Source organism: Embleya scabrispora DSM 41855 (assembly GCF_000372745.1).
GTDB classification, from domain to species: domain Bacteria; phylum Actinomycetota; class Actinomycetes; order Streptomycetales; family Streptomycetaceae; genus Embleya; species Embleya scabrispora.
Map to the genome: position 1 here is coordinate 1 of NZ_KB889686.1, position 23839 is coordinate 23839.

The 23839-nt window shown below is 72.1% G+C and carries 25 protein-coding genes and 2 pseudogenes; 14 read left to right on the top strand and 13 right to left on the bottom strand.

Translation table 11 applies throughout. From position 1 onward, the window contains the following. The first annotated feature begins 503 nt into the window (after window positions 1–503). Window positions 504–1037 (top strand): transposase, encoded by a 534-nt coding sequence (locus tag A3IC_RS73720; protein ID WP_425387371.1) that lies wholly within the window; start codon window positions 504–506, stop codon window positions 1035–1037. 276 nt (window positions 1038–1313) lie between these two features. Here the strand turns inward: A3IC_RS73720 and A3IC_RS62895 are convergent, their stop codons facing one another. Together A3IC_RS62895 and A3IC_RS0131935 are read right to left on the bottom strand one after the other, a co-directional pair. Beyond that, window positions 1314–2426 (bottom strand): WD40 repeat domain-containing protein, encoded by a 1113-nt coding sequence (locus A3IC_RS62895; RefSeq protein WP_158696173.1) that lies wholly within the window; start codon window positions 2424–2426, stop codon window positions 1314–1316. Between the two features lie 166 nt (window positions 2427–2592). Further along, the gene (locus tag A3IC_RS0131935; protein WP_020554151.1) at window positions 2593–3567 is read right to left on the bottom strand and encodes a zinc-binding dehydrogenase; all 975 of its coding nucleotides are present in this window, start codon (window positions 3565–3567) and stop codon (window positions 2593–2595) included. 281 nt (window positions 3568–3848) lie between these two features. On the opposite strand from A3IC_RS0131935, the gene A3IC_RS0131940 reads away from it, so the two are divergent. Further along, window positions 3849–4502 carry a M15 family metallopeptidase gene (locus tag A3IC_RS0131940; protein WP_020554152.1) on the top strand — a complete coding sequence of 218 codons (654 nt, stop codon included), beginning with the start codon at window positions 3849–3851 and terminating at the stop codon, window positions 4500–4502. 354 nt (window positions 4503–4856) lie between these two features. Further along, window positions 4857–5291 (top strand): GNAT family N-acetyltransferase, encoded by a 435-nt coding sequence (locus A3IC_RS0131945; RefSeq protein ID WP_020554153.1) that lies wholly within the window; start codon window positions 4857–4859, stop codon window positions 5289–5291. 42 nt (window positions 5292–5333) lie between these two features. Here A3IC_RS0131945 and A3IC_RS0131950 read toward each other — a convergent pair whose 3' ends face one another. Beyond that, a complete protein-coding gene (locus A3IC_RS0131950) occupies window positions 5334–6086 on the bottom strand; it encodes a helical backbone metal receptor (RefSeq protein WP_020554154.1) in 753 nt (250 codons plus the stop codon). Window positions 6087–6207: 121 nt separating this feature from the next. Between A3IC_RS0131950 and A3IC_RS73725 the strand changes: the two genes are divergently transcribed. Both A3IC_RS73725 and A3IC_RS0131960 read left to right on the top strand, forming a co-directional pair. Then, window positions 6208–6552, top strand: a complete 345-nt coding sequence (locus A3IC_RS73725; RefSeq protein ID WP_425387367.1) for a PNPOx family protein — start codon at window positions 6208–6210, stop codon at window positions 6550–6552. 280 nt (window positions 6553–6832) lie between these two features. Then, entirely contained in the window at window positions 6833–7447 is a 615-nt protein-coding gene (locus tag A3IC_RS0131960; RefSeq protein ID WP_052173924.1) for a CatB-related O-acetyltransferase, read from the top strand. A 37-nt stretch (window positions 7448–7484) separates the two neighbouring features. On the opposite strand, the gene A3IC_RS0131965 is transcribed toward A3IC_RS0131960, so the two are convergent. Next, entirely contained in the window at window positions 7485–8042 is a 558-nt protein-coding gene (locus A3IC_RS0131965; RefSeq protein ID WP_020554157.1) for a TetR/AcrR family transcriptional regulator, read from the bottom strand. A gap of 108 nt (window positions 8043–8150) precedes the next feature. Here A3IC_RS0131965 and A3IC_RS0131970 point away from each other — a divergent pair, with 108 nt between their 5' ends. The 4 genes from A3IC_RS0131970 to A3IC_RS0131985 all read left to right on the top strand — a co-directional run bounded on the left by A3IC_RS0131970 (window position 8151) and on the right by A3IC_RS0131985 (window position 11212). Then, window positions 8151–8696, top strand: a complete 546-nt coding sequence (locus A3IC_RS0131970) for a carboxymuconolactone decarboxylase family protein (RefSeq protein ID WP_020554158.1) — start codon at window positions 8151–8153, stop codon at window positions 8694–8696. Window positions 8697–8812: 116 nt separating this feature from the next. After that, on the top strand, window positions 8813–9028 hold the full coding sequence (locus A3IC_RS0131975) for a hypothetical protein (RefSeq protein ID WP_020554159.1): 216 nt from the start codon (window positions 8813–8815) through the stop codon (window positions 9026–9028). 164 nt (window positions 9029–9192) lie between these two features. After that, window positions 9193–9786 (top strand): TIGR03086 family metal-binding protein, encoded by a 594-nt coding sequence (locus A3IC_RS0131980; protein ID WP_020554160.1) that lies wholly within the window; start codon window positions 9193–9195, stop codon window positions 9784–9786. 340 nt (window positions 9787–10126) lie between these two features. Continuing rightward, window positions 10127–11212, top strand: coding sequence for an enoyl-CoA hydratase/isomerase family protein (locus A3IC_RS0131985; RefSeq protein ID WP_020554161.1), 1086 nt, complete (start codon window positions 10127–10129; stop codon window positions 11210–11212). A gap of 80 nt (window positions 11213–11292) precedes the next feature. Here A3IC_RS0131985 and gad read toward each other — a convergent pair whose 3' ends face one another. Beyond that, window positions 11293–12666: a glutamate decarboxylase gene (gene gad / locus A3IC_RS0131990; RefSeq protein WP_020554162.1), complete on the bottom strand. Its 1374-nt coding sequence runs from the start codon at window positions 12664–12666 to the stop codon at window positions 11293–11295. A gap of 344 nt (window positions 12667–13010) precedes the next feature. On the opposite strand from gad, the gene A3IC_RS0131995 reads away from it, so the two are divergent. After that, window positions 13011–13217, top strand: a complete 207-nt coding sequence (locus A3IC_RS0131995; protein ID WP_020554163.1) for a hypothetical protein — start codon at window positions 13011–13013, stop codon at window positions 13215–13217. A gap of 146 nt (window positions 13218–13363) precedes the next feature. Here the strand turns inward: A3IC_RS0131995 and A3IC_RS0132000 are convergent, their stop codons facing one another. The 4 genes from A3IC_RS0132000 to A3IC_RS69035 form a co-directional block, all read right to left on the bottom strand. Beyond that, window positions 13364–14149, bottom strand: coding sequence for an AAA family ATPase (locus tag A3IC_RS0132000; RefSeq protein WP_020554164.1), 786 nt, complete (start codon window positions 14147–14149; stop codon window positions 13364–13366). A gap of 73 nt (window positions 14150–14222) precedes the next feature. Beyond that, window positions 14223–14717: an ABC transporter transmembrane domain-containing protein gene (locus A3IC_RS69030; protein ID WP_321184168.1), complete on the bottom strand. Its 495-nt coding sequence runs from the start codon at window positions 14715–14717 to the stop codon at window positions 14223–14225. 353 nt (window positions 14718–15070) lie between these two features. Further along, a complete protein-coding gene (locus A3IC_RS0132010) occupies window positions 15071–15730 on the bottom strand; it encodes a pentapeptide repeat-containing protein (protein WP_020554166.1) in 660 nt (219 codons plus the stop codon). A 436-nt stretch (window positions 15731–16166) separates the two neighbouring features. Then, entirely contained in the window at window positions 16167–16304 is a 138-nt protein-coding gene (locus A3IC_RS69035; RefSeq protein ID WP_020554167.1) for a hypothetical protein, read from the bottom strand. Window positions 16305–16393: 89 nt separating this feature from the next. Here A3IC_RS69035 and A3IC_RS0132020 point away from each other — a divergent pair, with 89 nt between their 5' ends. After that, window positions 16394–16936, top strand: coding sequence for an MOSC domain-containing protein (locus tag A3IC_RS0132020; protein ID WP_026218988.1), 543 nt, complete (start codon window positions 16394–16396; stop codon window positions 16934–16936). A gap of 151 nt (window positions 16937–17087) precedes the next feature. On the opposite strand, the pseudogene A3IC_RS57660 reads toward A3IC_RS0132020, so the two are convergent. Next, window positions 17088–17324: pseudogene (locus A3IC_RS57660) on the bottom strand (VOC family protein); the annotation flags it as partial. A gap of 130 nt (window positions 17325–17454) precedes the next feature. Continuing rightward, complete coding sequence (locus A3IC_RS0132030; protein ID WP_020554170.1) at window positions 17455–18201, bottom strand: Clp protease N-terminal domain-containing protein; 747 nt, start codon at window positions 18199–18201, stop codon at window positions 17455–17457. A 240-nt stretch (window positions 18202–18441) separates the two neighbouring features. On the opposite strand from A3IC_RS0132030, the gene A3IC_RS0132035 reads away from it, so the two are divergent. The 3 genes and pseudogenes from A3IC_RS0132035 to A3IC_RS65530 form a co-directional block, all read left to right on the top strand. Next, on the top strand, window positions 18442–18588 hold the full coding sequence (locus tag A3IC_RS0132035; protein WP_020554171.1) for an alpha/beta fold hydrolase: 147 nt from the start codon (window positions 18442–18444) through the stop codon (window positions 18586–18588). Window positions 18589–18871: 283 nt separating this feature from the next. Further along, window positions 18872–19813 carry an alpha/beta hydrolase gene (locus A3IC_RS0132040; protein WP_020554172.1) on the top strand — a complete coding sequence of 314 codons (942 nt, stop codon included), beginning with the start codon at window positions 18872–18874 and terminating at the stop codon, window positions 19811–19813. Window positions 19814–19899: 86 nt separating this feature from the next. Beyond that, a pseudogene (locus tag A3IC_RS65530) lies at window positions 19900–20626 on the top strand (alpha/beta hydrolase); the annotation flags it as partial. A gap of 167 nt (window positions 20627–20793) precedes the next feature. Here A3IC_RS65530 and A3IC_RS0132055 read toward each other — a convergent pair. Beyond that, window positions 20794–22839 (bottom strand): FUSC family protein, encoded by a 2046-nt coding sequence (locus A3IC_RS0132055; RefSeq protein ID WP_020554175.1) that lies wholly within the window; start codon window positions 22837–22839, stop codon window positions 20794–20796. 162 nt (window positions 22840–23001) lie between these two features. After that, entirely contained in the window at window positions 23002–23673 is a 672-nt protein-coding gene (locus A3IC_RS0132060) for a class I SAM-dependent DNA methyltransferase (RefSeq protein WP_020554176.1), read from the bottom strand. Window positions 23674–23839 lie beyond the last annotated feature (166 nt).

Genomic DNA, 23839 nt, shown 5'->3' on the forward strand with positions numbered 1-23839 from the left:
CGAGCCGGGACTCGAACCGCTCCACCGAAGCGCTCGAACGAATCGTCAACGACTGCGGGGTCGAGGTCACCGAGGAATTGGAGGCCGAGTCGAACTTCGGGACGGCCTCCGGAAGATACGCCCGTCTATGCGATCGGCGGGGCCGAGCCCATACGGCCATGACGCGCCTGGTCGAGCGAGCGCGGCCCTCGGCNGGCGAGATCAAGATCAAGGTCGATGCCGCCGAGCGCGTCGTCGCCCGCGCGAACAAGCGCCTGGCCGCCGAGGTTGCCGCTCATCAGGCACGTTTGGACGACCACGCCTCGCGGCGACAGGCCGACACGACGGCGGGTCGGCGCGGGGCCAATGGGCGGCCGCCCGTGCCACTGGAATCCAAGACGGTCGTCATCCGGCAACGCGCCCGACTGGAACGGGCACTGGCACATCTGGCACTTGTGCGCGACCCTCGACCGGCGCCGTCATCCACAGCCCATGCTTCGCTCAACGATCCCGACTCCCGCCTGATGGTGGGCAAACACGGTGGCTACGTCCAGGGCTACAACGTGCAGATCGCGTGCGCGCGCCGACAGGTGCTGCTGGCGATCGAGATGCACGACAACCCTGCCGACATGACCGCTCTGGTCCCGATGGTGCGGCAGACACAGCGCAACTGCCGGGCCGCCGGCGTTGTCGACGACGTGAACGTCTGGCTCGCGGACAACGGCTACGCGTCGGCCGCGAACTTCGACGCGCTCGCCGAATTGCCGCTGCTCGTCGCGGTGACCGGCGGCGCACCACAGCTCACCGCCCAGCCGGATGTCACCTCGATCAGCGCAGCGCATCGTCCCATGGCCGACCGGCTGGCCACTCCAGAAGGCCGCCGCCTCTACAAACGCCGAGCCGCGCTGGTGGAGCCCGGCTTCGCCCAGCTGTTTCAGCGATTCGGGCGCGACCTCCACTACCGCGGGCGCGACGGTGTCGACACCGAGGTCAAGCTCCTGGGCCTTGTCCACAACCTGAACAAACTGTTCCGGCACACGGCGATTCCAACGTCTTGACAACTACACCGGTGAAGTTGTGCGACAGCCTCGTCCCCGTCCCGTCCCCGTCACGAAACCCGCGCAGGCGGGTTGGGGTGCGCGCCCACCCGGCGTATTTCCGGCAGCGGTACACCACCACAACGATGGGCCGGCCGGCCGACGACCGTCTTCGCCACATCCCGGCAGTCATCCCGCCCGCTGCCTTCCGGCTTTCGGCCGGCGGGGTCGACGCGGCGGCCGGGCCGAAACCGGACTCACCAGCCGCGATGGCATGCCCGCGCCCCCGCGAGGGGATCAGGTGTGGCGCAGGGTGGCGAGTTCGCGGCCGAAGGCGATCACCAGGCGGTTGCCCGGGGCCACGGTCAGGGCGTCCACCGGCAAGGGGAAGAGCAGGCAGGGGCTGAGCGGGGTGCGGGTGGTCAGGTCCCATACGCGTACCGTGCCGCGCTCGTCGGGGGCGCCGGTGGAGCCACCGATCGCCGCGATCGGCCGGCCGTCGAGCAGTCCGGTGGCCACGGCCGATACGCGCTCGGCAAGCGGAGCACCGAGCGGCTCGCGCGTGGTCAGGTCCCATACCCGCGCCGCGTCCCAGCTGCCGGTCACCGCGACCGGGCGGTCCCGGACGACGGCCGTGGCCACTCCGGTGACCACGCACCTGTGCCCGGTCAGGGGTGGGCCGGACTCCGCCCCGGTGGTCAGGTCGAAGACCCGCACCGCGTTCTCGCACGCGGCGTCCCGGCCGGACGCGGCCCCGGCCACGACGACCGGGCGACCCTCGACCACGGCTGACGCCACCGCCCACACCGCGTCGGTCAGCGGTTCGCCGACCGGCAGGCCGGTGGCCGGATCCCACACGCGTACGCCGGCCGCGTCGCCGGTGACCGCGACCGGGCGACCGGCCACGACGGCCCGTGCCGCACCGACCCAGGCGGTTCGGCCGACCAGGGGCCGGCACAGCTGGTGCCCGCGGTCGAGGTCGAACACCCGCACCGTCGTACCCCACCCGGCGGTGCCCGCGACCACGACCGGGCGCCCGCCGACCCACGCGGTGGTCACCGCGTCCACGGGTCCGTCGTGCCCGAGCAGCGGCTCACCGATCGGCTGCTCGGGCACCAGTGCTCGGACCCACGGCGCGGCATCGCGGACGGCGGCGTCCGGATCGGCGGCCGTCGTGGCGGCAGCCGTATCGGCGGCAGGCGAGGCGGCGTCCGCGCCATCTCGCGCGACCGGATGGCGGGCCGCCGCCCACGGCCCGGTCACCCAGTCCAGCCGCCACCGCGACGGGAGTTCGGGTCCGGCAGGGTGGTTCGCCGAGGTCGGCTCCGTCGACGTGCCGTCGTCGCCGCGGACGTCATCGACGTCGCCCGCCGCGAGCCAGGAGATGCCATCCTGCACAACATTGGACATATCACCATTGTGCCCGCCGTCACCCACCGTGCGCACGGCCGCCGGGCCGATACCGCGCCGAGAAATCGACGCCCGACCCGATGCCCCGCCCGCCTTCCGCACCCGACTCGACGTCGGCCCGCGGGTACCCGTCGCCGTCCGGGTGCGACATCCGGTCGCCACCGGCCTACACCGTCAGCACCACCTTTCCCTCGGCCGCCCGGCTCTCCAGTGCGGCATGCGCCTCCGCCGCCCGGGCCAGCGGGAAGCGGGTGATGGTCGGGACCAGCACACCCGCGGCCGCGTCGTGCAGCGCCCGGGTGGTCGTCTCGCGCCAACCACCGGGCGGCACCATGTTCGGGCCGATCGCCCAGGTCGCGGTCAGTTCTCGCTCGACCAGGTCGCGGGTGCCGATCTCGGTCGGCTCGCCGGAGGCCCACCCGTACATCAGGAACCGCCCACCGGGGCGCAGCAGTTCCAACGCCTGCCGGCCCAGTGTGCCGCCGACGCCGTCCAGCACGACGCCGACCTCCCATCCGGCCAGGGCCTTCCGGACCTGCTCGGGCCAGTCCGGCGCGCGATAGTCCACCGCGACATCGGCGCCCAGCGTGCGTACCCGCTCCACCTTCGCCGGGCCGCCGGCGGCCCCCACCACCAGCGCGCCGGCGGCCTGCGCCGCTTGGACGAACAGGCCGCCCAGGCCACCGGCGGCGGACATCACCAGCACCACGTCCCGCTCCGTCAACCGGGCCACGCCGAGGATGCCCCGCGCCGTGGTCCCGGTGGTGATCGCCGCGACCGCGACGTCGTCGGCCAGTTCGTCGGGCAGCGGATACAGCGCGGCCAGGTCGGCGAGCGCCTGCTCGGCGTATCCGCCCTCGCGACCCAGTTGCGCGACGACCCGGCGGCCCAGCCAGTCCGCGGACACCCCGGGGCCGACCGCACCCACCACACCGGCCACCTCGGCACCGGGGGTGATCGGCAACGGCGGCGGTCGGTGCGGGCCGACCGCGATGCCGCGGCGGAGTCTGGTCTCGATCAGGTGGACGCCGCTCGCCCGCACGTCGATGCGTACCTGTCCCGCGGCGGGCACCGGGTCGGGGACCTCTTCGAGGCACAGGTTCTCGGCCGGGCCGAAGGAGTGCAGTCGGATCGCGCGCATGGTGTCTCCCGAGTTCGATGGTGGGCGTGCGCGGGCCGTCCGGCCCGCGCACGCCGGGCGCCGGGATCACTATCGAACCTCAAGTCGACTTGAAGTCAAGGTCGAGCGCGCGGCCGACGGTCGGTCGGCGGCGTACCGGACCTGCCCGCGCCGGCCGCGAGTTCCCGCGCCCACGTACCGACGGCCGCCGGACAGGGCCCGGATCCTGTCCGCCCGACCGGGCCGGGGGGCGACCCGGGTCGCGTGCAAGTGCGGTGGGGCCGACGCGAGATGATCGCCGCATGCACCAGATCATCTTGATGTCCGATCCCCGCGTGGCCGCCATCCCGGTGCGGGACTGCGACGAGCCGCTCGTGGACGTCCGCCTCGACGGCTCGCTGCCGGTGGACCTGCGCCAGGCCGAGCGCACTGCCGCGTTCTCGTTCCTGCGCGTGGGGGTGCTCGACCGGTTGATCAAGGCCCAGGCGGCGCTGCCGCACGGGCTGCGACTGCTGTTCGTCGAGGGTTATCGGCCGCTGTCCCTGCAACGCGACTACTTCGAGGAGTACGCGGCCGAACTGCGCGCCGCCAACCCCGACTGGTCCGCCGACCGAATCCACGCCGCGGCCAGCCGCTACGTCTCGCCGCCCGACATCGCCCCGCACAGCGCCGGGGCGGCGGTCGACCTGACCCTGGTGGACCCGGACGGACGCGAACTCGACCTCGGCACCCCGATGAACGCCAGCCCCGAGGAGAGCGACGGCGCGTGCTACACCGGCGCCGAGAACATCACCGCGGCCGCCCGCGCCAACCGCGACGTGCTCGGCGCCGCCCTGACCGCCGCCGGCCTGGTCAACTACGCCACCGAGTGGTGGCACTGGTCCTACGGCGACCGCTATTGGGCGCTGGCCACCGGCGCCGAGGTCGCCCTGTACGGGCCTCGCGAGCTCGACTGACGGCCGCTTCGGGCGCCCGAAGCCGACGGCGGACGGCCGAGGACGACGGACGCCCGAGGACCACGGTCGGTGGCGGGTCGTGACCGTCGGCGTGCATCAGTCCAGGCAGTCGGGACATTCTTTCGGGATGGGTGGGATCGGCAGCGGACGTGCGGCCGTACACGGCACGTCATCCGTTCTTCGCTCCTGACCCACGACCCGATGCGCGCCCTCGGCCGTCGCCGCGGCCCACAGGCACCCGCCTGTGGGCCGCGGCGCGTTCGAGGATCGGCGCGAGGGGATCGGCTCGATCCGGCCGGGCGGACCCGCGGATAGGGTGCGTTGCGTTCTTCGGATCATCCAAGGAGGCGGCACGTGGTCGACATCGGCAGACTCACACCGGCGGACCGGGCGGACTGGCAGGTCCTGTTCGAGGGCTACAACACGTTCTACGAGCGCACCTTGGCCCCCGAACTGTTCGACCGGGCCTGGACCGCGTTCCAGGACGACACCAGAATGCACGCGCTGGGCGCGAAGGTGGACGGCCGACTGGTCGGCATCACCCACTTTCTCGTGCATGCCAGCACCACGGCGCCCGACGTCTGTTACCTCCAGGACCTGTTCACCGCGCCGGAGGCCCGGGGTCGGGGCGTGGCCGGGGCACTGATCGCCGCGGTGGCCGATTGGGCCCGCGAACGGGAGTGCTCGCGGGTGTACTGGTCCACCCACCAGGACAACGCCACGGCCCGCCGGCTCTACGACCGGGTGGGGCTGAACCGCGGTTTCGTGCTGTACCAGATCGGCCTCTGACGCGGCGATCCACCGCGCACGGCGATCCGCGGCGGCCCCTGGTCAGCGAGCGAGTTGCCCGGCCAGCAGTGCGGGCGCCTCGGCCAGGGACGGGCCGTACCAGGTGAGGTGGCGTCCGCTGACGAGCGCGGTCGGGATGCCCGGGAACGCCTCGGGGCCGTCCTCGGCCGTGAACGCGTAGGGCTCGTCCGGCAGCACCACCAAGTCCGGCTCGGTGGCCAGGAGTTCGTCCAGGGAGACCTTGGGCCAGCGCTCCGCGTGGGTCGCGAGGACGTTCTCGATCGCGAAGCGGGAGAGGACGTCGGCGGCGAAGGTGTCCCGGCCCGCCGCCATCCACGGCCGGCGCCACACCGGGATGATCGCCCGCCGCGGCCGAGCCGGCGGCACCGCGGTCCACGCGGCCCGGCACCGATCGAGCCAGGGCGGGGCGGGCAGCCGGCAACCGAGCACGAGCATGCGCTCCAGTGCCGTGAACGCCTCGTCCAGAGCGCGAACCCGAGTCACCCACACGGCGATTCCGGCGGAGCGCAGGGCGGCCAGATCGGCCGCGCGGTTCTCCTCCTCGTTGGCCAGGACCAGGTCAGGGCCGAGCGCGCGGATCGTGTCCAGGTCGGGGTTCTTGGTGCCGCGGACCCGGACCACGTCCAGCTCGGCGGGATGCGAGCACCAGTCGGTGGCACCGACCAGCAGACCGGGCGCGCTCGCCGCGACCGCCTCGGTGAGCGAGGGGACGAGCGAGACCACCCGGCGCACGTCGGCCGGTACGGGCACGGTGAGGTCGAGGTCGTCGCGCATGGCTCGACCCTACGACTCGGATTGCGGGCAGCGGTCCTCGGGATGCCCGCATGGCCGATCCCGCCCGGGCCCGCGGGGGTTGGGCCCCGGCGGCGATCAAGGTGTCTTCCAGGCCGGCTCCATGACCACGAGCATGGAGAACGGCACCTCCGACCGGGCCGGCGACACCGACCGCCCCTTCGACAGCGGCCCGTTCGACGCCCTGCGGGCGGACGCGACAGCCAACCTCACCGGCTTGCGCGAACTGTACGAACAACCCGGCGCGGCGGCGGCCGCCAACGAGGTCTACCCGCACTGCCCCAAGGCCCTGTTGCGCAGTTCGGCCCGGAAGCCCGAGGGGTGGCTGCCCGCCGACGCGCAGCCGAGTTCGGCCGAGGTGACGCCGGCTCGGTTGCGCATGCCGGGGTTGACCATCGCGGACGTCCGGCAGGCGGAGGAGGACTCGCTCAAGTACCGCTACGAATAGCCGAGGCGGCCGGCGAGCGGGACGGCCGGCCGCGTCGGGGTTGGCAGCGGCCGGAATCGGGGAATGCGATCTCCGTTCCGGCCGACGCGCCGGTGGACCCGCCGGCCGACTCACCGGTGGACCGTCGAAGGAACCGAGTGCCGGCCGACCGGTCCGGTCCACCGAAGAACCTGCCGCGAATGCGAATCGTCTGCGAAGCTCCCATGAACCCCCTGCGAGACCCTTGGAGTACGCGCCCGTGGATGCCCTGCCGCCCGCCGACCCCACCGTGCTGCACCCGATGCCGGGGCAGCCGCGCGTGGTCCTGCTCAAGCCGTTGGTGACCTCGCCGCTGATCGAGGTCGGCGAATTCTCGTACTACGACGACCCGGACGATCCCACCGCGTTCGAGACCCGCAACGTGCTCTACCACTACGGTCCGGAGCGGCTGTTGATCGGCCGGTTCTGCGCGTTGGGCGAGGGCGTACGGTTCATCATGAACGGTGCCAACCATCGTATGGACGGGCCCTCGACGTTTCCGTTCCCGATCATGGGCGGCTCCTGGGCCGAGCACTTCGATCTGATCACCGGGCTCCCGGGTCGAGGCGACACGGTGGTGGGCAACGACGTGTGGTTCGGCTATCGATCCACCGTGATGCCCGGCGTCCGGATCGGCCACGGCGCGGTCGTCGCCTCCGGCGCGGTCGTGGTGGACGACGTCCCGGACTACACGATCGTCGGCGGCAATCCGGCCCGCCCGATCCGCGCCCGCCACAGCCCGGCGGACATCGCCCGCCTGCTCGAACTGGCCTGGTGGGACTGGCCCATCGAACACATCACCCGCCACGTACGCACCATCATGTCCGGCACGGTCGCCGACCTGGCCGCGGTCGTGCCGGAACCGGGCGCGCGGTAACCGGGTTTGCCCAAGGTGGCGTAAGCGCGCGGGCGTCTCAGGGGGCCGGGTCGTCGGCTGTGAGGAGGGTTTCGGCCAGTCGGCGGGCCCGGGCAGCCGGAGTGGGGGTGCGCTCGCGCAGGGCGGTGACGATGGCGCCGTCCATCAGGAGGGCGAACTGCCTTGCCTGTAGGGCTGGTTCGGTAACCTCGGCGGCGGTCAGGAGCTGTTCGAGGTAGTCGACCACACGTTCCTTGTGCGCCGCGGCGACCCGGTGCGCGGGACTGTCCGGATCGGCGGACTCGATCATCGTGTTGATGAACGCGCAGCCCCGGAAGTCGTTGTGCGCGAACCGCTCGGCGAGCGCGTCGAAGACGGCGAGCGGGTGGCCGCCCAGCGCCTCGACCCGTTCGGCGAGCCAACTCCGCCAGCGCCGGTCGCGAGCCTCCAGGACGGCGACCACGAGGTCGTCCTTGCTCGGGAAGTGCCGATACAGCGACGCGCGGCCGACGCCGGACTCGGCCAGGATGCGTTCGATGCCGACGGCGCGGATCCCCTCCGCGTAGAAGAGTTCCTCGGCGGTGGCGAGCAGGCGGTCTCGGGCTTTGACGGGCACATTCGGATCCTAACCCCCCTTGACCAAAAACGGTACCGATCAGTACCGTCTGCGAAACAGCACCGATCGGTACCGTTTTTGCTCCGCTCCAGAATCACGGGGGTCCGCATGTCGTCCACACCCATCCCGACCACGGCTTCGGCGGTCGAGCACACCACGCCCGACAACGAGGAACTCCTCGCGCGGGTCGCACAGCAGCTCGGCCGGGTGCCGAACCTGTACGCGGCGCTCGCGAGCGGACCGGCCGCCCTCGAGGGCTACCTCGCGATGCGCGACCACCTCACCCGGGGCGTCCTGCGCCCGCGCCTGCGCGAGCAGCTCGCGCTGCTGATCGCGCAGGAGAACGAGTGCACCTACTGCGTCAGCGCGCACTCCTTCCGCGGCGGGCTGATCGGGCTGACCGAGGAGCAACTCCGGGCCACCCGTGACGGGCACGACGCGGATCCGCACGCCGACGCGGTCCTGGGTCTGGCCCGCACGATCATGCGCACCCGGGGCCGGGTCACCGACGCGGACCGGGCGGCGGCTCACGCGGCCGGTGTCACCGACGCCGAGCAGGCCGAGATCGTCGCGCACATCGCACTGAACACGCTGTCCAACTACTACAACCACCTGGCCCGCCCGGAGCTGGACTTCCCGGAGGCGCGCGCGTGACCGGAAGAACGGAAACGGCCACGGCCACGGCTCCGGGCCCGGACCCGACCGCAGGAACGACCGGCCGCGGAGGCGGCGCCTCGGCCGAAAGCACAACCACGATCGGAGACACAGGCATGAATCGCACCTGGCACGACGCGTCCGTCGAGCTCGTCGACCACTATCCGGTGACCGGCGCCGACGGCACCCTCACCGTTTCGGTGCCGGCCGCCCGGGTCGCCATCGAGGGCGGCTTCGCGCACCTCGACATCCCCGGTACCGGTGTCGTCCAGGTCGTCTCGGCGCCGGCCGTACGGCTGATCACCTACCGCACGGAGCGCGCCACGGACTGAACGAGCACGGGCGCGCCGGCCGGCACGGGGGTACGGCCGACGCGCCCGGTCGACACCGCGTCCGGCATGTGCGTCGGCGAGATTAAGTGGGCGCGATGAGTTTTGCCGGCCGCTCCGGTCCACCCTTCATGGACTCGAACGACGACGCGCAAAGGAGTCACCCCGTGACACCGGACCTGCAACCTCCCGCCGCGGCCATCGCCGGGCTCGTGGCCGGGCTCGACGATTCCCGACTCGACGACCCGACGCCGTGTACGCGGTACGCGGTGCGCGATCTGCTCTCCCACCTGGTCGGCCTGACCGCCGCGTTCCGCGCCGCGGGGCGCAAGGAGTCGGGTCCGCTGACCGACACCGCCCCCGGCGGCCCGATGCCGCCGCTGGATCCGGACTGGCGCCTGATCCTGCCCCGGCAATTGCACGAGTTGGTGGACACCTGGCGCGAGCCGGGCGCGTGGAAGGGCGTCACCCGGGCCGGCGGGGTGACCCTGCCCGCCGAGATCATGGGGCTGGTCGCCCACAACGAACTCGTGCTGCACGGTTGGGACCTGGCCCGCGCCCTGGGACGGGACTACGCCGTGGACTCGGCAAGCCTGGAAACCTCCCTGGCGTTCCTGACCCCGGCGCCGGATGCCGGTGACGCCCCCGACACCCAGGCCCTGTTCGCCCCTGCGGTACCGGTACCCACCGACGCCCCGCTGCTCGATCGCGTGGTGGCCCTGGCCGGTCGCCCGCCTGCATGGCAGCCGTCGAAGGCATAGCCCGCCCGGGCCCGGCGGCGAGTCGGACGGGTCCGGTCGGTCAGGGCCCGCCCGCCGCGTCCGCCCACCGTTCCCCGACCTCGGCCGCAGCTTCCCGGCCCGGACCGCGCGGAGCAGCGCGTCACCCTGTCCGGGCGGTACTCGGTCGCGACGCAGCCAATGCACGGTGACCTCGGCGCGGGTGGCGAAGTGCTGTTCCTCGGGCTCGTCGACGACCTCGGCGTACCCGATCGCGCGGGCGGGGGCGACGCGTGTGCGGGGCCGGGGAGGCGGCCGGGTACGGTGCACGGATGTACCGGATCCGGTCGGATCGCGGACCGCGAAGGGAACCAGCCGGACCATGACGCCGCAACCGCGACAACCGCACGAGGACACCGTCCTGCTCGACCGGGTGGGCCCGGCCGGTCGGCTCGGCCGGATCACGCTCAATCGCCCGCGGGCGATCAACGCCCTCGACCACCCGATGGTGCGCCGGATGCACGCCGCGCTCACCGACTGGGCAAGTGCCGACGAGGTCGCGGCGGTGCTGGTGACCGGGGCCGGCGAGCGCGGGCTGTGTGCGGGCGGCGACATCCGGGCGATTCGTGCGGACGCGCTGGTGGGCGGGCACGCGGCGCGCGAGTTCTGGCGCGACGAATATCTGCTCAACGCGCGGATCGCGGCCTTCCCGAAGCCGTACGTGGCGATCATGGACGGCGTGGTGATGGGCGGCGGCGTCGGCATCTCCGCCCACGGCGACATACGGATCGTCACCGAGCGCTCGGCGGTCGCGATGCCGGAGACCGGAATCGGCTTCGTGCCCGACGTCGGCGGCACGTACCTGCTCTCCCGCGCCCCCGGCGAACTGGGCACCCACCTGGCACTGACCGCCGGAACCATCGGCGCCGCCGACGCGATCCTGTGCGGGCTCGCCGACCACTTCGTGCCGGTCGAGCGGCTGCCGGCGCTGCTCGAAGCGCTCGCCGCCGAGGACCCGGCCGACGCCGTCGCACGGCACGCCGAGGACGCACCGGCGGGCGAGCTCGACGAGCGGCGCGGGTGGATCGACGTGTGCTACGCGGCGGACACCGTCGAGGAGATCGTGGACCGGCTGCTGGGCAGCGGCGAACCCGCGGCGAAGGAGGCCGCCGAACTGATCGAGGCGAAGTCGCCGACCTCGCTCAAGGTCACCCTGGCCGCGCTGCGCCGGGCTCGGGCGCTGGGTTCGCTCGCGCTCGTGCTCGACCAGGAGTACCGGGTCTCGTGCGCGTCGCTGGGCACGGACGACCTGGTCGAGGGCATCCGCGCGCAGGTGGTCGACAAGGACCGCAATCCGCGCTGGTCGCCCGCGACACTGGCGCAGGTCGACGTGGCCGAGGTCGAGGCGTTCTTCGCGCCGCTGGGTGAGCGGGAGTTGGGGTTGGGATCGGGCGTCTCGGCGGGCTGAGCGGGCGGCGGATGTCGGCGCGGCCGTACCGGGCTCGGCGGGCTGAACGAGCCGAGGGGGCCTGAGTGGGCCGAGTGGGCTCAGTGGTGGAAGCCCGGTGCCCGGCCCTCGGTCGGCATCGGGCCGGTGAGGCGGTCCAGGAAGGTGGTCTCCTCGCGGATGTCGTCGAGGAGGTCGCGGGCCAGGTCCATACCGAGGCCGTTGCGGACCACGATCCGCTGCACCGTCACATCCGCGAGGTTGTCCGGCATCGGATAGGCCGGCACCTGCCAGCCCTTCATCCGCAGCCGGTCGGACAGGTCGTACAGGTTCCAGTTCTCGGTGTGGCCGGCCTTGAGCCGCCAGGCGAACACGGGAATGTCCGAGCCGTCGCTCCACAGGTCGAACGCGCCCATCTCGCCGATGCCGTCGGCGAGGTGGCGGGCCACATCCTGGGACGACTTCTGCACGGCGTGGTAACCACTGCGGCCCAGGCGCAGGAATTGGTAGTACTGGAGCAGGACCTGTGCGCCGGGGCGGGAGAAGTTCAGCGCCAGGCTGGGGGTGACGCCGCCGAGATAGCTGACCCGAAAGATCATGTCCTCGGGAAGCAGGTCCGCACTGCGCCACACCACCCAGCCCAGGCCGGGGTAGACCAGACCGTATTTGTGCCCGGACGTGTTGATCGAGTGCACCCGCTCCAGCCGGAAGTCCCACTCCAGGTCGGAGTGCAGGAACGGCGCGATCATCGCGCCCGAGGCACCGTCGACGTGGATCGGTACGTCCAGCCCGGTGTCCTGCTGGATCCGGTCCAGGGCCCGGGCGATCTCCCGTACCGGCTCGTAGACCCCGGTGTAGGTGACGCCCATGATCGCGACCACGCCGATCGTGTTCTCGTCCACGTAGGAGGCCAGGTCGTGGCCGTCCAGCGTGCGGTGCTCCTCGCTGATCGGCACCAGGCGCGCCTCGACGTCCCAGTAGTTGCAGAACTTCTCCCACACCACTTGGACGGCCGAACTCATCACCAGGTTCGGCCGATCGGTGGGCTTGCCGGCCGCGCGGCGGGCGTGCTGCCAGCGGCGCTTGAAGGCGAGCCCGGCGAGCATGCACGCCTCGGACGAGCCGATCGCGGAGGTGCCGATCGTGTGCAGCGGGTCGGGCGCGTTCCACAGCTCGGCCAGCATCTTCCAGCAGCGGTCCTCGATGGTCGCGGTGTGCGGGTACTCGTCCTTGTCGATCATGTTCTTGTCGACCGAATCGGCGTACAGCCGGTCCGCGTGCTCGTCCATCCAGGTGCCGACGAAGGTGGCCAGATTCTGCCGGGAGTTGCCGTCGAGCATCATCTCGTCGTGCACGATCCGGTAGGCGGTCTCCGGCAACATCTCGCCGATCGGCATCCGGAAGCGCTCGACCGCGATCGCCTCGCCGGGGCGGGCGAAGACCGGGTTCACCGCGACGACGTGCTCCTGTGACATGGACCGACCCTTCGTTGCCGTGTGCCGTACCTCTCCACGCTCGACGGGCCGACGAAGCGACACAAGCGGGGCGGCCCGAAAGAGTGGGCCGATCCACCCGGCGGTGCGCCGATGCCCACGGGGCCTCGGCTCGCAGCAGGCATCCCGGGGGTGTCCGGGCACGCCCGAGGGGATGCCTACGGCATACCTACAGGGGTGCCTGGGCATCCCCGGACGCCCTTAGGGCGATGCCGCTCGAAAGTGGGCGGGAGGATGCGGCATCCGCCCGATGCCGGGTACCCCACTGGGCCGCGAAGCTGTGATCACGGGCCGGAACCACCGGCTCGGGAGAACGGGAGCCGGTCATGGTCGAGTACGAGTTGTTCAAGGCACGTGAGCGCGAGATCCTCGCCGACGCCGAGCGGGCCCGGGTGCGGCAGTCCGCGTGGCGCGCGCGGCGGGCGCAGGCCAGGATCCGTCGGGCCGAGCGGGCGGCCGCGGGGGCGGTGACCACCCTCGCGGTGATCGAGGCCGGCGACATGCACCGGCACCTGCACCTGCTGGCGCGGTGAGTGTCGTGATCATGCCGGACGCGACGAGCCGAACCCACCGCGTGCGCCTGGTCGGGGAGCAGGCGAGTACGCCCGCCCGGTCCGCGGCGGGGGTCCGGTTCGTCGCAGGGGTCCGATCCGCGGCGCGGGTTGCGGGGGCGCGACCGTCAAGGCGTCGGTTCGGGAGTGCGCGGCTCCCGGCGGGTGGCCACACGCGCGGTGGTGGTGGTGGTGGGCGGGATCGGCGGCGGCTCGATGGGCTCCGGCAACGGCTTCGGCAGCGGCCGCGGGGCCCGACCCGGGCCGAATTCGAGGGCGACCACGTGTTCGCGCAGGGTGCGGTCGAGCAGTACGACGGAGGCCGCCTCCGGCACCACCGCACCACCCTGTACGGACAGTGCCAACAGCAACTGCGCCAGGCCGCGCCGGTGTCGGTCGAAGACCCGTCCGGGGACCCAGCGTCCGCGCTTCTCCTGTCCCGCCAACGCGTCGGCCGCGTCCACCGCGAGCAGGACCAGGTGTAGTTCGCGCCGCTGCCTGCCGGCGGATCGGGCCAGCCAGCGACGCATCCACGGCCGGCTGCCGCAGTCGTGCACGAGCACCGGTCCCCCGTCGCGCACGTGCGCGCGCAGCCGCCGCATGTGTTGCAGTCGCACCCACGGGCGATACACCGCGTACGGCAGCCATCGGGGCATCCGGGCCTGATACTCGACATGCGCTGTGCGCGGGTCGATCACCGTCGCCGATCGGGACCAGCGGTTGAGCAACGTGCTCTTGCCGCTGCCGGGCAACCCGGAGACCACCACCACGGCACCGGTCGGATAGCCCAACACCGCGGGCCCGCGCTCTCGCCCACGCAGGTCGACGAGCCCGCGCGGATGCAGCGGCAGGCCGGAATCGGCCGCCGGGTCCCGTGCGGCATCGGTCCGATCCGGCCCGTGCGTCTCGTCCACTGTCGCCTCCCCCACAAGCGGACATCCTCACAGGTCGCGCCGCCTGCGGGGCAGCCGGGGCCGCCGCCGACAATCATCCCCGACGCCCGATGTCCCGGGGGACGGACGCGCCGACAAGCCGCCCGCTTCGTAACTCGACGGCGGCCGAGTTGATCCGGTCCACGGCCCGGCTCCAGGCCGCGATCTTGGCTCTGCCGTCGCGCATCATCCACCCGTAGGCGAGCACGTACAGTGGCAGCGGCGTGATCGCGAGCAGGGTCGGCCGCCAGTCCACCCAGAACAGGTAGCCGAGCGCGAGCAGCGGGGTGACCGTGGCGGCGACCAGGTCGTTGAGCACGTGTGCGACCAGGTGGTGCAGGGCGTGCACGTCGTCCAGCAGCAGCCGTTTGACCCGACCCGAGCTGCGCGCGGTGAACCACCCGAGCGGCACCCGGCCGAGCCGGTCGGCGGCCCGCGACGCACCAGGAGCCCGGTGTCCGCGTCCGCGTAGTGGGTGATCGTGTACGCGACGCCCGCGCACGCGGTCCGCAACAGCAGTCCGTGCACAGCCGCGAGCACCCACCACCACACCTCGGCGTGGTCGGTCGGTCCGGCGGCGAGCAGTTCCCGGGCGATCTCGGCGACCGCGACGTACGGCGTGAGCCCGGCGCGGCCGATCCGAGCATCTGGAGCCCCGCCCCGACCACGAGCCGCCCGCGCACGGGTCCCAGCACCTCGCCGAGTGCCGATGAGACCCCCGCCGCCTGCCCCGATACCGCGCCGGCCGGCGGCGCCGGTGAATCCGACTGCCCGGCGGGCGTCTCCGTCTCGGTATCGAAATTGCCGCGTGGAAGAGCGAGGCCGACGCGGCTCGGGCCGGCAAAGCGCGGTAGGGGTTCGGGCGACGGGAGTTCGGGCGGCGGGCGCGGTTCGCGCCGGGGGTCAGCGGTCCCGAACGATCAGGCCGAGGAGGTGGGCGAGGGCCGGGGCCAGGTCGAGGAGTTGGGCGGTGTCGATGGTCGCGCCGCGCAGGGCGTCGAGCCCGGAGGCGATGTCCAGGGCGCCCGCCTCGCGCAGATCGACCCTGCTCAGCTGCGCGTTGTCGAGACGGATCCGCTCCAGGGTCGAGCCCGGGAAGGTCACGTCGGTCAGCGTCGCGCCGGCGAGGTCCACGTCGCGCAGCAGGCAGTCCACGAACGCGACCTCCCGGAGTGTGGTCTTGCGCAGGTTGACCGAGTCGAACTTGCAGTGGTGGAAGACCACCCGCCGCATCGTCGCCCCGAACGCCTCGATCCCGGCCAGCACGCACGCGGCGAACTCGGCGTCCATCCAAAAGGTTTCCACAAGGTCGACCCCCACGACGCGCACGCTGTGCAGCCACACGTCGTCGAACCGGGAGCGGCGATACCGACCGCCGGTGAACGTCACCGACGAGAAGGCCGACGATGTGAAGGCGGACCCCCCGGCCTCCGGTTCCGCAAACGCACCGCCGTCGAAGTGCGCGAACTCGTGGTCGCCCTCCCGGTCGAGATCGCCGTCGAAGGTCACGAGCCGGTGTGCGTACGGAAGTTGGGCCAGTTCACGGGGGCTGCGGACACGCATCGGAGTCCTCCACGGACGCATCGTCGGGACCTGGTCCCGGTGGGCACCCCGCCCCCGACCGTGGACCGGTCGGCGGAGCGGGGAAGTGGCCCATGCCTATCGCGCGGCAGGGCGTTTCACCGAATCGGCGAATGCGCTGGAGGGGGTCGAGGCGATGGCCGCATACCCGCCGCACCGGGAGTCACGAATCGTCGCATTCCATCAGGAAAAGGCACCTGTAATCTTTGTCACCCGACGACATCGCAGGGCTGGATTCGCTGTCCGCCGAGCCCCGTCCATCCGCCGATCATGCGTCCCATCAGGGCCGTTTTCCCAAGGCCCACCGCCCGGCGGTCTCGCAACCGACGCCCGGCGCCGGATTCCCTGAAAAGCATTCTGCGGTCGGGGCCCACTTACCGCTCACCGCTTTCCGCGGTAGCGCTGCCCGCTCCGTGCCTCAGGTGGAAAACGGGACGACGGGTTCGGCGCCGGCGGCCAGTTGCTCGGAGAGTTCGCCCATGTCCATCGCGGACACGCCCGCGGCGGCCCGGTCGTCCTCGATCGCGATCGGCGACATCGCCCCCGCGAACAGCACGTGGTTCCAGCCCCACCTCGGCGGTCAACGCCGGCAGGTATGCAATATGGTGGTGAGTATCGAATGGATACCGAGGAGTGCGGGTGGTCGTGAACGGTACGGTGACGGCGGTCAGTCGGAGTTCGGAGCATCTGTTCACGAAGCCGAACCAGGGCAGTATCCGGCTGCTCGCCGGCCTCGGCGTCGAGGGTGACGCCCACCTCGGTGTCACCGTCCGGCACCGCTCCCGCGTCGCGGCCGACCCCACCCAGCCCAATCTGCGCCAGGTGCACCTGATCCACGCGGAACTCCACGAGGAGTTGGCCGCAGCCGGCTTCACCGTCGCGCCGGGCGAGTTGGGGGAGAACGTCACCACCCGAGGCATCGACCTGCTCGCGCTCCCCACCGGAACCCTGCTGCACCTGGGCGCCGAGGCGATGGTCGAGGTGACCGGCCTGCGCAACCCGTGCCCCCAGATCAACGCCTTCCAGGCCGGCTTGCTCAAGGCCGTCGTAGGCCGCGACGAGGCGGGCAACATCGTCCGCAAGGCAGGCATCATGGGCATCGTGCGAATTGGCGGCGACCTCCGCCCCGGCGACCCGATCCGTGTCGAACTCCCGGCGCCCCCACACCACTCCCTCGAACGCGTCTGAACAACCGCCCCGGCGGCCGCGCCGGGTGAACCGGAAGGTGTTCCGGAGATACGCCGGTTGTTCCGCAAGCGCTTCGCGGTCGGATGGGAATCGACGTCACACGGATTCGACAGGACCGGTTCCTCGATTCGGTCCCACCCGGGTGTGAGCCCTACTGACGCCGCCGGCCGAGGATGCAGAACTCGTTGCCTTCGGGGTCTGCCAACACGACCCACGATTGATCGCCCTGGCCGATGTCGACACGCTGTGCGCCGTGAGCCAACAGACGGGCCACCTCGGCATCCTGGTCGTCGGGCCTGAAGTCGAGATGCAGTCGGCTCTTGGCCTTCCTGGTCTCGTCGACCCGGACGAAGTCCAACCCCGGCAGGCGATCCGGCTCCGGGCGGATTCAGCACCGGGCACGGGCAGGCGCGAGTGCACGAGCACGGACAGGCGGCGGGGCGAATGCGGGGAGAGGCGCCGTCCTCGGCGGGGCGGAGGGCGCCTCTCGGATCGGTTGTCGGAAGGGGCGGTCGACGTCAGGGCTGTTGCTCGTGGTGCTCCGCGAGCAGCGCGGCCTGCGTGGCGGAGACGACGTACTCGTCGGTGGCGCCCTTGGCGATCCCCAGGCCGGTGAGCACGCCCGCGCCGTCCTCCAGTTCCAACAGCGCGAGCAGGATGTGCTCGGTGCCCACGTAGTTGTGGCCCAGCCGCAGGGCCTCGCGGAAGGTGAGTTCCAGGACCTTGCGCGCCGACTGGTCGTACGGGATCAGGTCGGGCAGCGCGTCGACACCGGGCGGCAACACGGCAAGCGCCGCCTCGCGCACGGCCTCCGGGCTCACCCCCTGCGTGGCGAGGGCCCGTACGGCGAGCCCCTCGGGCTCTGCCGACAGTCCCAACACCAGATGGGCCGGCCCGATCTCCGGGTTGCCCGCGGCACGGGCCTCGTTCTGCGCCGCCACCACCACGTTGCGGGCCCGGTCGGTGAAGCGGCCGAAGCCCTGGCTGACATCGAGGTCGGCCTCGCCGGATCCCTTCGCGACGAAGCGCTTCTGCGCCGCCTGCTTGGTGACGCCCATGCTCGTACCGATGTCCTTCCAGGACGCCCCCGATCGGCGTGCCTGGTCCACGAAGTGCCCGATCAGGTGGTCGGCCAGTTCGCCGAGGTGGTCCGAGACGATCACCGCGTCGGACAGCTGGTGGAGGGCGTCGGAATGGGTCTTCTTGATGGTCTCGATGAGGTCGTCGAGCCGAACCGGATTCGTCAGGCGCACGGGATTCTCCATGCGTCAACCCTAGGTTGACGATCATGATTCGTCAACCATGGGTTGACGAGTCGCGTCGGTGTCGCGATGTCCTCCTCGGCACCCACGACATCGACCGCATCGACGCGGCTCCGATCGTTCGGAGCCCCGCCGGCCCCGCCCATGCCGCCCTTGCAAGTTACTGAGCCGTAACACGTGTGCGGTCCGCGCGATGCGGTCGGCCTCCTCGGCGGTGATCGTCCTGTCCGGCGCGACGACCACGTGTCCCCCGACTCGCAACGCTTCATCGCCGAACGGATCCCGGACGCACAACTGCACATCTTCCCGACCGACGTGGCGAGTTCACACTTCCCTTTCCTGGAGAATCCGGCCGCGTTCAATGCGGTGGTCGACAAATTCCTGTCCTGATTCAGACAGGGAAAAGCCGCACCCCCAGTCGGGCGTGTCCACGGTGAACCGCGAACGCGGTATCACCGTGGAATTCCCACCCCACCCCACCCCACCCCGCACATCCTCTGCGCTTTCCCACCCGTCCGCTTCGATGCGTCGATGGGTCGCCGGCCCCACACACTTCCGTGCGCTTCGACTCGACTCCGTCGTCGACGCCCACGGACCGGCCGTTCCGTGTCGACACCACCGGAGCGGCCGCTGTTCCCCCACACACACACAAATCGTCGAGCCGGTCCGACCGGTGCTCGAAGAGGCAGCCGCGGCGTTCACGGCGGCGACCGACCAGCCGCCCTACCTGTTCGACCTCGGTCCGGAAGCCGGACGCAGGACGGTCGACGAGGTCCAGTCCGGCGAAGTCGAGATGCCGGACGTCGACGAGGAGTGGATCACGGTCCAGGGCGGCCCGACGGGAAGCGTGCGAGCGCGGATCGTCAAACCCGCGGACGCCGCGGGCACCCTCCCGGTGATCCTCTACATCCACGGCGCGGGCTGGGTCTTCGGCAACGCCCACACGCACGACCGCCTGGTTCGCGAACTCGCCGTCGGTGCCGGCGCCGCCGTGGTCTTCCCCGAGTACGACCTCTCCCCCGAGGCGCGGTACCCGGTCGCCATCGAGCAGAACTACACGGTCGCCCAATGGGTCGTGGCGCAGGGCACGTCCAAGGGCCTGGACGGCTCGCGGCTCGCCGTGGTCGGCGACTCCGTCGGCGGCGACATGGCCGCCGCGCTGACGCTGATGGCGAAGGAGCGCGGCGACGTGCCGCTGGTCCAGCAGACGCTGTTCCACCCGGTGACCGACGCGAACTTCGACACCGATTCGTACCACCGGTTCGCCACCGGCTACTTCCTGCGCCGCGACGGTATGCAGTGGTTCTGGGACCAGTACACCACCGACGCCGACGAGCGTGCCCGGATCACCGCGTCGCCGCTGCGAGCCACCACCGACCAACTCGCGGGCCTGCCGCCTGCCTTGGTCATCACCGGCGAGGCCGACGTCCTGCGCGACGAGGGCGAGGCGTATGCCGACAAGCTTCGCGAGGCCGGTGTCCCGGTCACCGCAGTGCGCTTCCAGGGCATCATCCACGACTTCGTCATGCTCAACGCCCTGCGCGGAACCCACGCCGCGGAGGCCGCGATCACGATGGCCGCCGAAGCCCTGCGCCGCGCGCTGCACGCCCGTTGACCAAGCACGCGTCGCCGCCCCGGCACGCGCCGACTCGGTGAACCGGATCCGATGAAGCACATCGAGAACACGAAGGAAGCAGCAAAATGACCGCACGTCCCACCCCCACGGCCCTCCTCGTCCACGGCGCGTTCGCCGACTCCACGAGCCGGCTCGGGGTCATCGCCGAACTGCAGAGCCACGACATCCCCGTTGTCGCCCCGCCGAACCCGTTGCGTGGATTGGCCTCCGACGCCGCGTACATCGCCTCCGCGGCCGCCCGGATCGACGGCCCGGTCGTCCTGGTCGGCCACTCCTATGGCGGCGCGCTCATCACCGTGGCCGGCACGACGCCGAACGTCGTCGGACTGGTCTACATGGCCGCCTACGTCCTGGAGGAGGGCGAGAGCCTGGGCGAGCTCCAGGGCCGATTCCCCGACTCGCCGCTTGCCGCTTGCCGCCAACCTGAAGCAGGCGACCTACCCGACCGAGGGCGCGACGTCCGCGTTATAGGTCACCATCGCCACCGAGGCGTACGCGGACATCTTCGCCGCCGACGTCTCCGCATCCATGACCAAGGCCCTGGCCGTCGGTCAGCGTCCGCTCGCCGCCTCCGCCTTCACGGAGAAGGCCACCGCGGCCGCGTGGCGGACCAAGCCCTCCTGGGCGCTCGTGGCCACCGCGGACCAGGCGATCAACCCCGACGTCGAACGCTTCGGAGCCGAGCGCGCGGGCGCCACCGTCATCGAGATCGAGGGGGCGTCCCACGCCGTGGCGGTCTCCCGGCCCAAGGAGGTCGCGGACCTGATCCGCGTCGCCGTCCGCGCGACGACCCGACCCTTGGGTCCCGGCGTTGGTGGGCGCGCCCCGCGGATGCTCTCCGCATCACGCACGGCGGGTCCACCCGCGCCAGGTCACCGTGGGCACACCGGACGGCCGCAGCCGTGTTCGGCCCGCGACGGGCGCGCCGACCGGGTGCCGGCGACCGCGCACGCTCGCGGTCACGAACGAGCGCCGTCCGCCACCCCGGCCGAGCCCTGCCCCTCCCCGGGTCCGGCCGGCCCGTCCAGCATCGTGCGGGCCGAGCGCACCTCCCGACGCACGTCGGTGAGCGCGTCGTGCGGATCCTCGGCGACGGCCGGCCGCGCCGGCCGGGCGGGCGATTCGCCGGTGCGCATCGAGGCCGCCAGCGCGCGCAGTTCGGCGGCCATGTGCGCGGCCGCCTCCGGCGAGGGCGGCGGCGCGCCGTGCGCGGTGCGTACCGCCGCCGCGGTGCCGGTGTCGATCACCCGCTCGACCGCGACGATCAGCGGCCACCACGCCGCGGCCCGGGCGCCGGCCGGCGGCGGCTCGCCCAGCGCACGCTGGAACTCGGTACGCACATCGGACAGATCCCGATAGATCCGCCGCCGGGTCCGGGCCCGCGCGGCCTGATCGGTCCGCTCGTCGAACGCGCACTCGATGTAGCGCGCGGTGTCCTCGACCGCGGTGGCCAAACGCGCGCCCACCCGGGTGTGCCAGCTCTCCGGCCACAACACATAGCCCGCGATCAACACGATCGCGCAGCCGATCAGACTGTCCACCAGGCGCGGCGCCAGCAGCCCCACGCCCTGGTGTCCGAGCAGGTCGGACAGGATCAGGATCAGCGGCGTGATCACCGCGGTCTGATAGCCGTAACCGCGCCGGGAGAGGATCGGCAGCGCCGCCGCGAGCACGAGCACGACCGGCACCTCCCACCCGCCTCGCGGTACGAACTCCAGGATCACCCCGGCGACCACCAGCCCCGCCGCGGTACCCAACGCGCGCAGCAGCGCCCTGGAGAAGACCGAGCCGAAGTCGGGCTTGAGCACGAAGGTGACGGTCAGCGGCACCCAGTACGAGCGTGGCACGTCCACCGTGGACACCAGTGCCTGGGCCACCCCGATGCACAACGTCAGCCGCAGCCCGTACCGCCACGACTCCGCCGATACCAGCAGGTTGCGCGCACCGGCGGCCACCCGCTCGGGCAACGTGCCGGGCCGGCCGACCCGATCGGGGGTGCGGTAGGCACCGGCAAGCGTCTCCCGCGCGTGCGCGATCGCGGCGGCGACCGCGCGGTCGGCGGGGTCGGTCGCGGAGGCCGTCGGCAGCACCCCGGACGGCACCGTACCGCTGCGGACCGCCGCCGCGATCTCGCGCACCGTGGCCACCTCGGGCTCGCCCACGGACCGGTCCTCGGCGTGCACCGCGGTGGCCGCCTCGACCAGCAGGCCGACCGAGTTCAACAGCGCCACCAGGCGCGACATACCGCGACTGCGCCCGGGCGCGACCGCTCGCCGGCCGAGCAGCAGGTCGTACGCGTGGTTGAGGGTCAGCGTCACCTCGGCCCGGGCCGCCTCCCACTCCGCGGTCCCGGCCGAGGCCAACAGGTCAGCGGCCGCGTCGTACGCATCGGCCACCGCTGCCCGCTCGGGAATGCGCGAGCGCGCGGGCCACGCGAGCAGGGCCAGCACCAGCACGAACCCGGCTCCCAGCAGGGTCAGCATCGGCGCCCGCCACCACGGCGAGGGCATCGGCAGGCCCGCGCCGATCACCGCCATCAGCAACAGGTTCAGGCCGGACGCGGAGGCCACCGCACCGATCGTGCTGATCATCCCGGCGACCAGGGCAACCGCCGTCAACAGCGCGACAGCCGACCAGCCGTGTCCGAACTGCCAACTGCCGAGCGCAAGTCCGATGGCGCCGACGATCTGCGGTACGGCGATGTTCAGCACCCGCAGCCGGTAGGCGTCGGCGGTGTCCCCGAACACCGCACCGAGCGCGCCGATGGCCACCAACGCACCGGACGCACTGTCCCCGATCGCCACGCCGACCGCGAGCGGCACCGCGATACCGATCGCGGCGCGCACGGCGGCGGCCTTCGGCATCGGGCCGGGATTGGCCCGCAGCGTCAGGGTGAGCCACTCGGGCGGCGCGAGCCGGCCGGACCGCGCACCACGCTCCTCGGCGTCCCCCGCGCCGTCGGCACCGCCACGGCCACTCGGATCGTCACGTTCGGTCATGGTCATCACAGGATCCCGAACAAGGCGAGGTGGACGGACAAGGCACGCGGGGTCGGACGAGTCCGGCATTCCGCTTCGCGGACCACGTTACCGAGCCCGCGCCACGCACGATCGGCCACCCCGCCCCGCCCGGCATCCACCCGCGGCGCGCGCCGGCGGACCGTGTGCTCAGGCCGGCACGGATTTGCGGGCGTGCACGAAGAGTTGCTCCTCGGGCCCCGCGGCGGGGTGGTTCGGCTGGAACACGCTGACCCCGTGATGGACCATCTCCAGACCCGCCGCGCGCAGCCGCACGAGCAGTTCCTCGGCGCCGTGGCTGGTCACCCGCGCCCGGTGGCCCAGCCATTCGATCTCCACGCCGTCCGCCTCGGCCGGCACCGTCGCGAACGCGAGCAGGCCGCCCGGTGCCAGGCGCGCGCCGAGCCGGTCCAGTTGCGCGTCCAGGTCCGCCCTCGGCAGTTGGAGGAACGCAAAGAACGCGCACACCGCGTCCCACGCGCCGTCGTCGTCGACCAGATCGCGCGCGTCCAACTGTTCGAACGTGGCGCCCGGCACCCGCTCCCGGGCCAGCTCGACCATGGTCGCCGAGACGTCGATCCCGGTCACCCGATGACCGGCCGCGACCAGGCGTTCGGCGGTCGGCCGGCCGGTACCGGACCCGATGTCGAGCACCTTCGAGCCGGGCCCGAGCTCGGCGATCAGCCAGTCCAGCGCGGCCAGTTGCTCGGGCAGATCCGCGAAGGCGGTCTCGTACCCGGCCCCGACGGCATCGAACAGGGCAGCGGCCGGGGACTCCGGACCGTGGGCCAGCGGAGAGTGCGAGGCGGATTCGGGGCTCATGAAGGAGGGCGTCCTTTCGCCGGCGGAACACGAACGGTGATGCGGGAGCGGAGGCGGAGCCGAAAGGGTGCGGAGCAGAGCCGGGAGCGGATCCGCGATACGAACACGCCCGACCGGTTCGGGACGCCCCGGTTCAGGACGCCCCGGTTCGGGACGCCCCGGCTCC

What these genes read in the sequence shown, in the direction of transcription:
- A3IC_RS73720 (WP_425387371.1), top strand. Translation starts at nt 504, where the DNA reads ATGGTGGGCAAACACGGTGGCTACGTCCAGGGCTACAACGTGCAGATC.
- A3IC_RS62895 (WP_158696173.1), bottom strand. Translation starts at nt 2,426, where the DNA reads ATGTCCAATGTTGTGCAGGATGGCATCTCCTGGCTCGCGGCGGGCGAC.
- A3IC_RS0131935 (WP_020554151.1), bottom strand. Translation starts at nt 3,567, where the DNA reads ATGCGCGCGATCCGACTGCACTCCTTCGGCCCGGCCGAGAACCTGTGC.
- A3IC_RS0131940 (WP_020554152.1), top strand. Translation starts at nt 3,849, where the DNA reads ATGCACCAGATCATCTTGATGTCCGATCCCCGCGTGGCCGCCATCCCG.
- A3IC_RS0131950 (WP_020554154.1), bottom strand. Translation starts at nt 6,086, where the DNA reads ATGCGCGACGACCTCGACCTCACCGTGCCCGTACCGGCCGACGTGCGC.
- A3IC_RS73725 (WP_425387367.1), top strand. Translation starts at nt 6,208, where the DNA reads ATGACCACGAGCATGGAGAACGGCACCTCCGACCGGGCCGGCGACACC.
- A3IC_RS0131960 (WP_052173924.1), top strand. Translation starts at nt 6,833, where the DNA reads ATGCCGGGGCAGCCGCGCGTGGTCCTGCTCAAGCCGTTGGTGACCTCG.
- A3IC_RS0131970 (WP_020554158.1), top strand. Translation starts at nt 8,151, where the DNA reads ATGTCGTCCACACCCATCCCGACCACGGCTTCGGCGGTCGAGCACACC.
- A3IC_RS0131975 (WP_020554159.1), top strand. Translation starts at nt 8,813, where the DNA reads ATGAATCGCACCTGGCACGACGCGTCCGTCGAGCTCGTCGACCACTAT.
- A3IC_RS0131985 (WP_020554161.1), top strand. Translation starts at nt 10,127, where the DNA reads ATGACGCCGCAACCGCGACAACCGCACGAGGACACCGTCCTGCTCGAC.
- gad (WP_020554162.1), bottom strand. Translation starts at nt 12,666, where the DNA reads ATGTCACAGGAGCACGTCGTCGCGGTGAACCCGGTCTTCGCCCGCCCC.
- A3IC_RS0131995 (WP_020554163.1), top strand. Translation starts at nt 13,011, where the DNA reads ATGGTCGAGTACGAGTTGTTCAAGGCACGTGAGCGCGAGATCCTCGCC.
- A3IC_RS0132010 (WP_020554166.1), bottom strand. Translation starts at nt 15,730, where the DNA reads ATGCGTGTCCGCAGCCCCCGTGAACTGGCCCAACTTCCGTACGCACAC.
- A3IC_RS0132030 (WP_020554170.1), bottom strand. Translation starts at nt 18,201, where the DNA reads ATGGAGAATCCCGTGCGCCTGACGAATCCGGTTCGGCTCGACGACCTC.
- A3IC_RS0132055 (WP_020554175.1), bottom strand. Translation starts at nt 22,839, where the DNA reads ATGACCATGACCGAACGTGACGATCCGAGTGGCCGTGGCGGTGCCGAC.
- A3IC_RS0132060 (WP_020554176.1), bottom strand. Translation starts at nt 23,673, where the DNA reads ATGAGCCCCGAATCCGCCTCGCACTCTCCGCTGGCCCACGGTCCGGAG.